The 13281-nt window shown below is 50.5% G+C and carries 10 protein-coding genes; 7 read left to right on the top strand and 3 right to left on the bottom strand.

Annotated features, from left to right (window positions below; genetic code table 11):
- Positions 1–303 precede the first annotated feature (303 nt).
- Positions 304–810: a hypothetical protein gene (locus POG22_RS21385; RefSeq protein ID WP_144053605.1), complete on the top strand. Its 507-nt coding sequence runs from the start codon at positions 304–306 to the stop codon at positions 808–810.
- A gap of 61 nt (positions 811–871) precedes the next feature.
- On the opposite strand, the gene POG22_RS21380 is transcribed toward POG22_RS21385, so the two are convergent.
- Positions 872–1096: a CAB/ELIP/HLIP family chlorophyll-binding protein gene (locus POG22_RS21380; protein WP_017658479.1), complete on the bottom strand. Its 225-nt coding sequence runs from the start codon at positions 1094–1096 to the stop codon at positions 872–874.
- Between the two features lie 138 nt (positions 1097–1234).
- Here POG22_RS21380 and POG22_RS21375 point away from each other — a divergent pair, with 138 nt between their 5' ends.
- From POG22_RS21375 to POG22_RS21355, 5 genes are all read left to right on the top strand, one after another.
- Positions 1235–1717 (top strand): hypothetical protein, encoded by a 483-nt coding sequence (locus POG22_RS21375; RefSeq protein WP_017658478.1) that lies wholly within the window; start codon positions 1235–1237, stop codon positions 1715–1717.
- A 234-nt stretch (positions 1718–1951) separates the two neighbouring features.
- Positions 1952–3610, top strand: coding sequence for an ABC1 kinase family protein (locus POG22_RS21370; RefSeq protein ID WP_017658477.1), 1659 nt, complete (start codon positions 1952–1954; stop codon positions 3608–3610).
- Between the two features lie 254 nt (positions 3611–3864).
- The gene (locus POG22_RS21365; protein WP_498907058.1) at positions 3865–6666 is read left to right on the top strand and encodes a hybrid sensor histidine kinase/response regulator; all 2802 of its coding nucleotides are present in this window, start codon (positions 3865–3867) and stop codon (positions 6664–6666) included.
- 426 nt (positions 6667–7092) lie between these two features.
- On the top strand, positions 7093–9891 hold the full coding sequence (locus POG22_RS21360) for a hybrid sensor histidine kinase/response regulator (protein ID WP_498907057.1): 2799 nt from the start codon (positions 7093–7095) through the stop codon (positions 9889–9891).
- Between the two features lie 21 nt (positions 9892–9912).
- A complete protein-coding gene (locus tag POG22_RS21355) occupies positions 9913–10791 on the top strand; it encodes a ChaN family lipoprotein (RefSeq protein WP_498907056.1) in 879 nt (292 codons plus the stop codon).
- On the opposite strand, the gene POG22_RS21350 is transcribed toward POG22_RS21355, so the two are convergent.
- Together POG22_RS21350 and POG22_RS21345 are read right to left on the bottom strand one after the other, a co-directional pair.
- Positions 10752–12128: a protein kinase domain-containing protein gene (locus POG22_RS21350; RefSeq protein WP_498907055.1), complete on the bottom strand. Its 1377-nt coding sequence runs from the start codon at positions 12126–12128 to the stop codon at positions 10752–10754. The genes POG22_RS21355 and POG22_RS21350 overlap by 40 nt on opposite strands.
- Positions 12129–12172: 44 nt before the next feature.
- Positions 12173–12790 carry a Uma2 family endonuclease gene (locus POG22_RS21345; protein ID WP_063715692.1) on the bottom strand — a complete coding sequence of 206 codons (618 nt, stop codon included), beginning with the start codon at positions 12788–12790 and terminating at the stop codon, positions 12173–12175.
- A gap of 196 nt (positions 12791–12986) precedes the next feature.
- On the opposite strand from POG22_RS21345, the gene POG22_RS21340 reads away from it, so the two are divergent.
- On the top strand, positions 12987–13281 hold a 295-nt coding region (locus POG22_RS21340; RefSeq protein WP_498907054.1), incomplete at its 3' end, for a helix-turn-helix domain-containing protein.

Below are 13281 nucleotides of genomic sequence, written 5' to 3'. Positions count from 1 at the left end.
TCGACTCCGCTCAGCGGCTCGACTGAGCGGAGTCGAACGCGATAAGCCCTTTTATCCCCCCAACCCCCTTTTGAAAGGGGGGCTAAGGGGGGATGTGGTGAAGCCTTCTTGAAGCCCAGCTTATCGGAAAAGGATGGAGTATGAGAAAGGTCGCTCCTAACGATAAGGTTGCACTATCGAAACGATCGGCGATCGAAATCACACTAACTACCTACGTGGAATCACGTAACACTTGCGATCGGAACGCCCGAAAATCTGTCACAGGGTCACTGACTGCTCCCCCCGAAACGCGAGAGAGTAAGAGTGTCGAGTTCGGAACCGGGAGTCTGCATCATGTTCGATCGCACCTTCACTATCGCCCAAGCCCTCATCGCCGTCGTATCTGGTGTGACCTTCACCACCGCCACGGGAGCCGAATCGGTTTCGGCCGCCGCCCAACTCGACAACGTCAGGCCAGTGCTGGCGGAGGGAACGCACGTCTACGGTTCCGTTTCGCAAGCCCAACAAATTGGCGAAACCTATATGGTGTTCGAGGTAACGGGCGATCGCGTCGTGGGAGGATTCTATCAACCTCATTCTTCCTTCGACTGCTTCTACGGCGACCTCGATCGCGATCGCCTCGCCTTAAACATCATCGACAGCTATCGCAACGATACCTACACGTACGACATCGCCCTGACTTCAGAAGCCGTCGTCGCCAACGGCCGCTCTGGCTCGCCGATTCCGTCTCTTCAAGGATTCCACGAACTTGAGCGCCCCAGTGACACGAGCCAACAGGTTCTCGAAACCTGTCAAGCTGTGATTCGGTGATGACGGGAGGGGGAGAACTCCTCAGTTATCAATTGTCAATTATCAATTGTCAATGATTTCCCTATCTCAGTCCGAAAAACTCCAGAATTCCCTGGTTGGTAACGAGTTCGATGAGGACGAGAGCCAAAAAGCCAATCATTGCCAGACGGCCGTTCCAAATTTCTGCCTTTTGAGTAAATCCAAACGTTCCGCCTTCAGAGGGGGAAGATGTTTGAGTCGTCGATTTTTTCGTAGCGTCGGTTTTTGCACCAAATCCTTTATCGGTGGCTGCGTTGGGTTTGGCCATGATGGGGAACCTCGAGCGAACGTTTTTAACTCACCTTAGCATTTCACGTCCCGTCGAGTTCTGTCATGCCGTGAGGCTGTCAAAGCTTGAGGAATTCGATTATCGTGAAAGCAGTTTGACGAGTTTCACTGCAATCCTATGACTTCCGAATCTCCCACCCCCGAAAACCAACCGATTCCTAAAGACTCCGCCATCGTCGAAGTGAGCGACGAAACCCGAGAAATGGTCGATCGCGATATGCCCGACGCCGACGAGGACGTCAAGCAGAAGGCGATGGAGCTGCTCGAAGCGATCCGCCGTAAAGCGCAAGCAGAAGTTCAAGCGGCCAACGATCGCACGCAAGAAACCTATCTCAAAGCCATCGACGACGCGAAAAAGACCATCGAACAAACAGAACAATTTGCCAAAGAACAGCAAGAATCTCTCGATAACGCCGTAAAAATGGCGCAAAACGAGGTTCAAACCCGTTGGGACGGTCTGACGAAAGAGATCGAAGAGTTCGGTAGCCGACTGCAAGAAGCGGCTGAAACGGCCTGGAAAATTATCACGCAACCGAAGGAGGCTTCGGAATCAGACGTTCCTTCAGCGACGGCTGAAGAGGCATCCGATAAGGAGTCTTAGGACGTCACCAACGACCGACCGGCTTTCGGCTTTGCGGTGGCAATTCTCCATCGCGACTCCCTAATTTTCGATCGCGATCGAAAATTAGGGAGTTAATTACTATATTTTATCTATCTTGTCAAGTAAAACCTTAAAATTGTAAATTTGATTAAACTTGAGGGGAGACGTATCCTCTCCAAAACCGACCCGAATCTCGACTGTCGGCGTTTCCCTACTCGTTCGAGTCAATCTCTTATGCTGAAACTTGCCCGAAATTCCCGTCAGGGGGAAATCCTCGAAGTCGTTCTCAGCAACGGCTGGGACTATATGCGGAGTCTTCTCAGTAGCGGACAGACTGGAGAGTCAGCCGGAGAGCCAGACATTCCGCCCCCCGAAGTCTTGCGAAACATCCTGACCGACTTGGGGCCGGTGTACGTCAAACTCGGTCAACTGATGAGTACGCGCCCGGACTTACTTCCGCCGGAGTATATCGAAGCGCTGAGTACCCTTCACGCTCAAGTTCCCCCAGTTCCCTGGGCGGATATCGAGCCGGTCGTCCGTCAGGGACTTCCCCGTCCCCTCGAAGAAGTGTTTTCCGACATCGATACTCAATCTCTGGCCGCCGGTTCGATGGCGCAAGTTCACCGCGTTCGCTTGCGGGACGGCCGCGAGATGGTCATGAAAGTCCAACGTCCGGGGATCGAAGCCCTCGTCGCGCAAGACGTGGACATGATTAAAAATATCGCCAAACTGATGGCGACCACGGAATTTGGAAAGAGTTACGACGTAGTCGGACTGGCCGACGAATTCGGAAAAGCTCTCTACGCCGAACTCGACTTTACGAAGGAAGCCAACTATACGGACAAACTGCGTCAAAATCTGTCCTCGAGTCCTTGGTTCGAGCCAGAGCGGTTGAAGGTTCCCGCGATCGAACGAAACCTCACGACGCGCAAACTCTTGATTATGGAGTGGCTCGACGGCGTTCCGCTGCTGAAAGCCCACTTACAGGGAAGTAAAAAAGACGGTAGCACCGACACCGAACGGGGCGAACTGACGACGTTAGTTTTTCGGGCGTTTTTCCAACAGTTTCTCAGCGACGGCTTTTTCCACGCCGACCCTCACCCTGGAAATTTGTTTTACTTAAAAGACGGTCGCCTGGGGATTCTCGATTGCGGGATGGTGGGATCGCTCGACCCGAGAACGCGATCGGCTCTGACGGAAATGCTGCTGGCGATCGTCAACGCCGATGCGTCCCGTTGCGCTCAGTTGAGTCTACAACTGGCCGAACCCACGCAACCGATCGATCTGGCGCGGTTGGAAGGGGACTACGTGCAGCTATTGCGTCGTTACTACAATTTGAGTTTGTCGGAACTCAACACCAGCGAAGCGTTTTATGAGGTGTTGCAGGCCGCCCGACGCAATCACCTGCGCTGGCCGGGAAATATCGGTTTGTTCGCGAAATCGTTGGGGAACCTCGAGGGGGTGGCGCGTCAGTTCAACCCCCAGGTGAACGTCCTCGAGGAAGTCAAGCCCCTCATGACGGATATTTTCCGAAAAGAACTCATCGGCGACGATCCGGTTCAGGCGCTGTTCAGGACGACGTTGGAGTTTAAAAATCTCTCCCTCGAATCGCCGCGTCAGGTTAGTTTTTTGCTCAATCGTTTGAGTAACGAAACGTTACGGTTCAATTTACGAGTCGAGGGATTGGATTCGTTGCGTCGCAGTTTGGACGAGTCGGCAAACCGTCGTACTTTCGGAACGGTTTTGAGTGCGTTAATTTTGGGGGCAGCGATTCTCTCGACAGGGGCGCAAACGCCGCAACTGACGCTGTTAACAAATATTTTATTTGGCGCAGCTTGTTCGATCGGGTTGGTTTTGCTCTATAAGATCGTGCGATCGGGTCAATTGAAGTAAAGGGTACGATCGCTCTTTTGTTTGCTGTTAACATATTGTTTGAAGACTTATCGATATGAATTCAGCAAAAATACTGACGTATAACTAAGTAGAAATACGCAAAACACTCGAACGAATTGCGATCGCCTTGACACGAGGCGATCGTCGGATAATTTAGAAGTAAAGTCTTTTAAAACCGAGCGTTGTAAAAGACTCATTTTGCCTGGCGATGTTTTCGAATATAACCAACACTACCTTTTTGAAGGGGTTTTAAAATGTCAGCCCGTTCTCAAGACTCTTTGACCCGCGTTACGTTACGCAACATGGCAATTCGTATCGCTGGGGTCGTGGCACTTGTTTCGCTTTTAAGTTACGCTCAGCTAACTTCTCAACTGTCTCAAGATACGCGATCGCAACTTGCCAAGTACATCACAGAGCGAGCCAAGCGAGAAGAAACCATCTTTGTCTTAGCCCAAGATAATCACGAATTACTTCGCCAAGACATCCTCACTATTTTAGAAAACTCACCGCCCCAAGACTGGCAAGAAACCTTCGATCGCGACTTCTATCGATGGTCGGACGGAACCCTACGCAACGCTCCCGAAGACACGGACTTAGACCGCTTCGATGCCTCAGACGCCACCACAGTCTTTGTCAGTTCGGATGTCGTCTTAGACGACGAGCTTCGCCAACGGCTTGTCGTTTATACCGAAACGGTCAAAAAATACGGGCCGGGATGGCGAAATCGCTTCCCAAACACCTATATTAGCCTTCCCGAAGGCGGAATCGTTATTTTCTGGCCTGACGTTCCTTGGGCGCTCAAAGCCGATTCGACCTTCAATATTCCCGGTGAAGAATGGGCGTTTCTCGGCACTCCAAAATACAACCCGGAGCGTCAAACCCTTTGGACGCGAGTGTACGCTGACAATCCCGTCACGGGTCGCTGGATGGTTTCGGCAGAAACCCCCATCGATAACGCCGACGGACGACACATCGGCACCATCGGCCACGACGTTATTTTAACGGATTTGCTCGATCGCACACTACACGATGCCTTAGAGGGAACGTATAACATTCTGGTGCGGGCTGATGGAAATTTAATCGCCCATCCAGACTTCATGGAACAGATTCGAGCCAACGACGGTCGATTAACCGTTGAGGAACTCGGAGATCCACACCTCCAACGGATTTTCGATCTCGTCAATTCCGGCGATCCGAACGAAGTGGTATTTCATAACGCTCGCGATCGCGAATATCTTGCTGTCGCACGAATTAACGGCTCGTCTTGGTATTTAATTTCAGTTTATCCCGAAACTTTACTCGAAAAACAAGCTTGGAAAACGACTCAGTTTGTTTTAATTGTGGGATTAGTTTCTTTATTTTTAGAAGTTGTATTATTGTTCTTAGTTTTGCGCCAAAAAATCGCCCTACCGTTACAAAAGCTGATAGCAGCAACACAACAGATTACGAGCGGTCGTTTTGACGTGCAACTCGATACCAAACGTAAAGACGAACTGGGGCAGTTAGCTCGTGCGTTTACCTACATGGCGCAAAAACTGCAAGAGTCGTTTGCCACCTTAGAACAACGTGTTGAAGAACGCACCGCCGAACTTGCGGTGGCCAAAGAAAAAGCCGATCGCGCCAACCAATCGAAAAGCGAATTTCTGGCCAATATGAGTCACGAACTGCGAACGCCCCTCAACGGCATTTTAGGATACGCCCAAATTCTCCAACGGAGCCAGGATCTCAACCAGCAGCGACAAGGACTCGATGTCATCCAACAGTGCGGCAACCATCTTTTAACGCTTATCAACGATATTCTCGACTTATCCAAAATTGAAGCAAAAAAGATGGAATTAATACCGAAAGAGTTTCACTTTCCGGCATTTTTAACGGGTGTAGCCGAAATTTTTCAAATTAAAGCCCAACAAAAAGGAGTGGGATTTCAATATCAACTCAACACGCAGCTACCCGAGGCGATTTACACTGACGAAAAACGACTGCGTCAAGTTTTAATTAATCTGTTGGGCAATGCGGTTAAATATACACAGCGGGGTCGCGTGACGTTTAACATCAGCGTTATCGCCCACCTTCCCCCCCAAGAGAACGGAATCCCCGCCGTGAAAATGCGCTTCTCGGTCGAGGATACGGGAATCGGGATGACTCCCGAACAAATCGAACGAATTTTCCAGCCCTTCGAGCAAGTTGGAGATGCGCCCCGGATAGCAGAAGGCACGGGATTGGGACTGTCGATCGCCCAAAATATCGTCACGTTGATGGGCAGTCAAATTCAGGTCGAAAGTACCCCCAACCGAGGCAGTCGTTTTTGGTTCGATGTGGAGTTACCTTTGGCTACCGATTGGGTTCGCTCGACGATCGCCCGCCACGAGTGCGTGCGAGGCTACGAAGGAGCGACACGGAAAATTTTAGTCATCGATGACAAATGGGAAAACCGGGCAGTGTTGCTCAATATTTTAGAACCTCTCGGGTTCGAGATCCTCGAGGCGACCAACGGAGCAGAGGGTTTAGTCAAAACCGTTTCGGAAGCTCCCGATTTAATCGTTACCGATTTAGTAATGCCCGAACTCGACGGCTTCGAGATGATGCGACGGTTGCGTCAGATGCCTCAGTTTAAGACTTTGCCCATTATCGTCTCGTCAGCCAGCGTTTTCGAGTTAGACCAACATCGCAGTCTCGACATGGGTGGGAACGAATTTTTACCCAAACCCGTACAAGTCGAAGAACTCCTCGATAAACTTCAGTTATTGCTACAACTCGATTGGATTTATTCAGAGACGCCTCGAGAACCAACCGATCTCACGGTTGTTTCTGAGGAGGAAACCGATGAGATGGAATTAGTACCGCTGCCGTTATCCGAACTCGAGGTCTTTTTGGATTTAGCCAGACGAGGAAGTTTGCGAAAATTACAAAAGCAAGTTGCAGCGTTGGCCGAGCGAGATCCTCAGTACGCCCCGTTTGCTCGACGGATCCGTCAGTTAGTCAAAGAATTTCAAGAACGAGAGGTCTTAAAACTCTTAGAACAGTATCAAACGCAGGTTGCAGATTCCGAGCGTTGAGTTAAATCGTACGAGTCGATGTGTTGTCAGATATAGCAACCCTAAATCAGTTGTGTAACAAAATCGAGACAAAAAGGGGATAAAGGGAACAGGGAACGGGGAACAAGGAATAAAGGGAATCGGGAACGGAAAATCTTATTTTTTCTGGCATTTTAATTTTTGACGACTCATTTGGGGCTGCTATATTCGATAACAAACGATCTCTGTTCGATCGCTTTACTAAAAAGTCAAAGTGTTTTTGAGTTCTCTGAAAATATTCTTATAGAAAGTCGTCCCGAATTCTACGGATGACATCTGTGTCGTTGTGATAGGAGAATGGGATAGATTAGAAAAGAGCCATTTGGTATCGATCGTCTTGAATTGAATATCGATCCGAGTGAAATTTTCACGCTCTTTAAACCCAGACCCTTTTCTCGAGTGTTTCTCATGCCAAGCCAAACCCAGGAATCTTTAGCTCGCGTTACCCTACGTAACATGGGAATACGCGTTGCAGGTGTTATCGCGATCGTCTCGTTTGTCAGCTACTTTTATTTAAGTTCCCAACTTTCTCAGGATACGCGATCGAAACTCACCAAATATATTACCGAGCGAGCCAAGCGGGAAGAAGCAATTTTTACCCTAGCTGAAGACAATCACGAATTACTTCGCCAAGACACCCTCGAAGCGTTACGTGAGATCGATCCAGAGGAGTCGCAAGAAAAGTTCGATCGCTATTTCTATCGATGGTCGGACGGAACCGTTCGCAACCTTCCTGAAGGAACGTCCTACGAGAACTTCAATACCGAACAGTATCCCACTGTATTTATCAGTCCCGATGTCGTTCTAGACGACGAACTTCGCCAACGTCTCGTTGTTTATTACGAGTTGGTACAACAATACGGTGCGGCGTGGCGAAATCGTTTTCTCAGTACCTATATCAGCTTCCCCGAAGGGGGAATTGTCATGTTCTGGCCGGGATCGACGTGGGGACTCGATGCCGATACGGACTTAGACATTCGCAGCGAAGAATGGGTGTATCTCGGAGAACCAGAATACAACCCCGAACGTCAAACTCTGTGGACGCGAGTGTATGACGATCCGGTTACGGGGGATTGGCTCGTGTCTGGAGAAACGCCGATCGACAACGAAGACGGACAACACATCGGCACGATCGGTCACGACATTGTTTTAAACCAGTTCTTAGAGCGAACGATTCAAGATGCTTTGCCGGGAACGTATAACCTTATCGTTCGAGCGGACGGCAACTTAATCGCGCATCCTGAATTTATCGATCGCGTTCGAGAGAGTGACGGTCAACTCACCGTCGCGCAATTAGGAGACGAACACCTCCAAAATATTTTTGATATTATCAAATCAGGAGATCCGAACCAATCCGTTTTTTATAACGATCGCGATCGTGAATATTTGGCGATCGCTCGCCTTGAAAGTGCTGATTGGTACTTAATCACCGTTTACCCAGAACAGCTACTTCAAGCTAAAGCGTTTGAAACCACTCAGTTTGTTTTGCTAGTTGGGTTGGTCTCCTTGATTTTAGAAATCATATTGCTTTTCTTTGTTTTACAGCACAAAATTGCCAACCCCTTAACCAAACTTTTGGGAGCCACTCAAAAGATCGCCAAGGGCGACTTTAACATTCAATTCGACACGACACGAAAAGACGAACTCGGACAGTTGGCTCGTGCGTTCAACTCCATGGCCGATCAGTTACAAGAGTCCTTTTCCACATTAGAAAAACGAGTCGAAGAACGCACTGCTGAACTGGCCGTTGCCAAAGAACGAGCCGATCTCGCCAACCAATCGAAAAGCGAGTTCCTGGCCAATATGAGCCATGAATTACGAACGCCCCTCAACGGCATTTTAGGCTACGCCCAAATTCTCCAACGGAGCCAGGATCTCAACCAACAACGACAGGGACTCGATGTCATCCAACAATGTGGAAACCATCTTTTAACGCTCATCAACGATATCCTCGATCTCTCAAAAATCGAAGCAAATAAGATGGAACTCATGCCGAAAGAGTTCCATTTTCCTGCCTTTTTGACTGGCGTCTCCGAAATTTTTCAAATCAAAGCCCAACACCAACGCTTGAAGTTCAACTATCACCTGAACGCTCAAATTCCCGAAGCGATCTATGCCGATGAAAAACGATTGCGTCAGGTTTTAATCAACCTGTTGGGCAACGCTGTCAAATATACCAAACGTGGGAGCGTGACCTTCAGTGTCAGCGTTATCTCGAACATCGAAACCGAAGAGGGTCGGGAGAAAGCGGTGAACGTTCGATTCCTCATCGAAGATACGGGGATCGGCATGACTCCCGAGCAAATCGAAAAGATTTTCCAACCCTTCGAGCAAGTAGGAGATGCACCCCGCATGGCCGAAGGAACGGGTTTGGGACTGTCGATCGCCCAGAAAATCGTCGCGTTGATGGACAGTCAAATTCAGGTCGAAAGCCGTCTCGGAGAAGGAAGCCGGTTTTGGTTCGATGTCGAGTTACCCGTGGCCACCGATTGGGTTCGTTTAGCCATGGCCCGACACGATCGCATCGACGGTTATCAGGGAGAAAAACAGAAGGTGTTAGTGGTAGATGATAAGTGGGAAAACCGAGCGGTGTTGCTCAATATCTTAGATCCCCTCGGCTTCGCTCTCGTCGAGGCGGAAAACGGACGAGAAGGATTAGCCAAAGCGGTGTCAGAAGCTCCCGATCTCATCGTTACCGATTTGGTAATGCCCGAACTCGACGGCTTTGAGATGATGCGACAACTGCGAAAAATGCCCCAGTTTCAAACGCTTCCGATTATCGTCTCCTCGGCCAGCGTGTTTGAAACCGATCGACATCGCAGTCTCGATATGGGGGGGAACGAATTTTTAGCCAAACCCGTGCAAGTTGAAGAACTCCTCGATAAACTCCAGCGATTGCTACAACTCGAGTGGGTTTATCGCGAACCTCAAAGCGACGAAGAGTCGAACCGTCTCGAGGGTTCCACCCACGAAGATCGCGACGATTCAGTAGTGGTTCCGCCTCCGTTAACCGAACTCGACGTTCTCATCGACTTGGCCAAACGGGGAAATCTGCGAAAATTACGAAAGCGAGTGAACGCCTTAGCTTCGGAGAACGTTCAGTACGCTCCTTTTGCGGCACAGATCGGCGAGTTAGTTAAGACATTTCAAGAACGCGAGGTGTTGAAACTGCTCGAAAAATATCGGGTGACCGCCTCGAAACTTTAAACTGTTGCTTCGGGAAATTCCATGAACCTCAAACTGTCTGCTTGTCTGCTGAGTGCGTGGCTGTGTTGCGGCGTTCCGGCGGCCTGGGCGCAAACGATTACATATCCGACTCACGGTGAGGTGGTCAGCCGCGATGGGTTCGATCGCCGCCTCCACCAAGCAGACGTTATCTATCTCGGCGAAATTCACGATCGCCGGGAACACCACCAGGCGCAACTGGAGATTTTACAAACCCTCTATGCAGAAAATCCCGATCTCGCCATCGGAATGGAGATGTTTCAGCGACCCTATCAAACGGCGATCGATCGCTATCTCGCCGGAGAGATCGACGAAACCGAATTTCTCGAACGAACGGAATACGAAACGCGATGGGGGTTTCCTTGGGAATTCTACGCCCCGATTTTGCGTTTCGCCAAAACCCACCAAATCCCAGTTTTGGCGTTAAACGCTCCCAGCGAAGCCTTGCGACAGGTGGCCGCAGGAGGCTTCGAGAACATTGCCGCCGAATACCGCGATTTCGTTCCTCCCCTCGACGAAATGCGAACGGATAACGAGTTCTATCGCCAGCGGTTGAAGGAGATTTACGATCGCTACCACGAAGGACAGGGTTCGAGCGAGGCGTTCGAGTATTTTTTTCAAGCCCAGGTTCTCTGGGACGAAACGATGGCGGATCGGGTGGCGGCGTTCGTGGCGGAGAACCCGCAGACCACTGTAGTCGTGTTGGCGGGTCAGGGTCATATTGCGTACGGCGATGGAATTCCCCAACGGGTCGATCGTCGAATTCCCGGTTTGGAAACTGTGTTGGTGGTGTTCGACCCAGATTCCGACCTTCCTTCGACGCCAGAACGGTCGTTAGCAGATTACGTTTGGCGGTGGCCGGAGTCGTCTGAGTCCGATTGAAACGACTGGAGTAGATTGGAGATGACTTCCACCAGCCAGCGTTTTTCAACGGGGGTCAGATTGGGCGCGAAATCGTAGGTGCGATCGCGCCCTTGCAAGAGGCAACGCACTTTTCGCCGTCCGTGTTCGTCGAGGGAGACTTCTAAACGAACCCCTTGGAGTTCCGAGGTATTCCCGCCATATTGGTTGTAGGTGACGCCCAGACACCGCCGATAGATGTTGAAGTGATGGCGATCGATCGTCAGGCGTCCGTAACTGGCGATGGTTCCCAAACTCTTAAAGAGTAACCCCGCTCCGGCGAGGGCGTGGAGCGATAAAAACGGTAATATCAGCCAATTCCCGCCAAAGAGGGCAGCCGAGACGATACTTCCGACGATGAGATTCCAAAATAGTGTGATTCCCAGTAACGTAAAGTTGGACGGCGCAATCCCTGCTGAGGGGACGTTAACAGTCGCGAGATCGTCGCTTTGCCAAACCTGTATCCGCGAGCCTTTGGGTTGGCGTTGTTGGGGAAGGATGGGTTGAGGTGGAGGGGGAGAACGTCGCAGTTGGCGTTTTCCCTGAAGAACGTCTAAGGCTTCTCGGGCAGATTTGTAGCGGTCTTCGATGGCCGGTTCTATCATCTTTTCTAACCATGCCGCGAAATCCTCGGAGACTCGAATCGCTTTCTGTACGTCGATTTTCAGGCGATGGTGAGGGAGTTCTTCGGGAGAACGATGACTGAGTAAGAAAAGTAATGTAGCTCCCAAGGCGTATAAATCGGAGGCGAGAAAGGCTTTGCCGCGAAACTGTTCGGGGGGCATATAGCCGACGGTTCCGACGAAGGTTCCCCCGAGAATCAGGCTGTTGCGATAAATATCTCGAACGGCTCCGAAATCGACGAGATAGACAGAGCGATCGGGTTTTAAAATGATATTTTGAGGCTTAATGTCGCGATGGATGACGGGGGGCATTTGCCAGTGGAGGTAATCGAGAATTTCTAAGACTTGAATGGCGATGTGTTTGGCATCGTCTTCCGTAGCTCTCCAACCTTGTTTGACCCAAGCGGCGAGGGATTTGCCTTCGACGAGTTCTTGAACTAAGCAAAACAGGCGATCGTCTTGGGTGTCGCGATAGAAATAATCGACGTAGTTGGGGATGCCGGGGTGGTTGAGTCGTTCGAGAACTTGGGCTTCTCGCTCGAACATTTCGACGATTTTCCAGTCGGCGACCTGTTTTAAGGATAAGACTTTAATGGCAACCCAGCGATCGCGATCGAGATCTCGAGCTTTGTAGGTGGTGCCAAACGCCCCTTTTCCGAGGATGGAGGCGATTTGATAGCGTTGCAGCAGTGCCATAGGTCGCACCGAAACGGCGATCGTGCGATACTTCGATTGTAGCGTCAGGTTCGAGGGAGTAGATCGTCGAGACGTAGCTGCAACTGGGGAAAGAGCGGCGAGTGAAGGGGGTCGCCTAGACGATAGGGTTGCTGTCGGTATTCGTCGGCGGTTGGTTCTTCGAGCCAACACACCGTCAACGTGGGTTGTTTGGGCTTCCCAATAAACGCCAACCCGCCTAAACCGCGATAATCGACAATCCAGTATTCTGGAATTCCCAAGAGGGCGTATTCTTCAATTTTGCGAGCGTAATCGTCTTGCCAGTTGGTACTGACGACTTCAGCCACCCATTTGATGCTGTTTCCGTTGCAGATGATGGGTTCCTGTTGCCACAGGGGTTCTGCGTGCAGTTGCGTTTCGTCTAAAACGATGACATCGGGGCGTAAGGCGGTGGCTTCTGAGGCGGGGGGTTGGATGAGGCAGTTTTTGGGGAGAATCCAAGGTTGACGCGATGTCTGGATTTCGGCGAAAAGGTATCCTGAAAGGTTTCCCGCGACGGTTTCGTGAGGTCCGGTGGGTTCCATATCGCGTAGTTCGCCGTCGATGAGTTCGTAACGTGGGTTGTCTCCGTACTTTTCGAGGAATCGATCGAGGGAGAGTTGCGTAGAGGTAAAGTGAGTCATCGGGAGGGGTGCGATCTTGTGACTATATTCTCAATTATGGCGCGATCGAAACGATGGTGGAAGGCGAGTTTTTATTGGCGATCGATTTGCTTCATCGAAAAATTTGGGTTTGAAACCCCGCCCCTTCGACTTAGCTCAGGGCAGGCCTTCTAGGGCGGCTTTAGAGTACACTGGCATTAGTGTCTAAACTATCTAAATGGCACTTCGAGCATTCCGATATCGCTTCTATCCGACTCCCAAGCAAGAGTCTCTCTTGCGCCGAACCCTTGGGTGCGTGAGGCTCGTCTACAACAAGGCGTTGGCAGCGAGATCGAAAGCCTGGAAAGAGCGACAGGAGAAGGTAGGATATGGCGAAACCTCGAAGATGCTGACGCAATGGAAGCAAGAAGAGGAGTTGCAGTTTCTTGGGGAAGTAAGTTGTGTTCCTCTCCAACAAGGATTGCGCCATCTCGATAAGGGATATTCCCACTTTTTCAACGGAAGAGCCAAAT

The organism is Geitlerinema sp. CS-897, from assembly GCF_028368005.1.
GTDB lineage: Bacteria > Cyanobacteriota > Cyanobacteriia > Cyanobacteriales > Geitlerinemataceae > Baaleninema > Baaleninema simplex.
The sequence above is the reverse complement of the archived record's forward strand: the minus strand, read 5'-3'. Positions and strand labels throughout refer to the sequence as shown.

What these genes read in the sequence shown, in the direction of transcription:
- POG22_RS21360 (WP_498907057.1), top strand. Translation starts at nt 7,093, where the DNA reads ATGCCAAGCCAAACCCAGGAATCTTTAGCTCGCGTTACCCTACGTAAC.
- POG22_RS21375 (WP_017658478.1), top strand. Translation starts at nt 1,235, where the DNA reads ATGACTTCCGAATCTCCCACCCCCGAAAACCAACCGATTCCTAAAGAC.
- POG22_RS21350 (WP_498907055.1), bottom strand. Translation starts at nt 12,128, where the DNA reads ATGGCACTGCTGCAACGCTATCAAATCGCCTCCATCCTCGGAAAAGGG.
- POG22_RS21370 (WP_017658477.1), top strand. Translation starts at nt 1,952, where the DNA reads ATGCTGAAACTTGCCCGAAATTCCCGTCAGGGGGAAATCCTCGAAGTC.
- POG22_RS21355 (WP_498907056.1), top strand. Translation starts at nt 9,913, where the DNA reads ATGAACCTCAAACTGTCTGCTTGTCTGCTGAGTGCGTGGCTGTGTTGC.
- POG22_RS21345 (WP_063715692.1), bottom strand. Translation starts at nt 12,790, where the DNA reads ATGACTCACTTTACCTCTACGCAACTCTCCCTCGATCGATTCCTCGAA.
- POG22_RS21380 (WP_017658479.1), bottom strand. Translation starts at nt 1,096, where the DNA reads ATGGCCAAACCCAACGCAGCCACCGATAAAGGATTTGGTGCAAAAACC.
- POG22_RS21365 (WP_498907058.1), top strand. Translation starts at nt 3,865, where the DNA reads ATGTCAGCCCGTTCTCAAGACTCTTTGACCCGCGTTACGTTACGCAAC.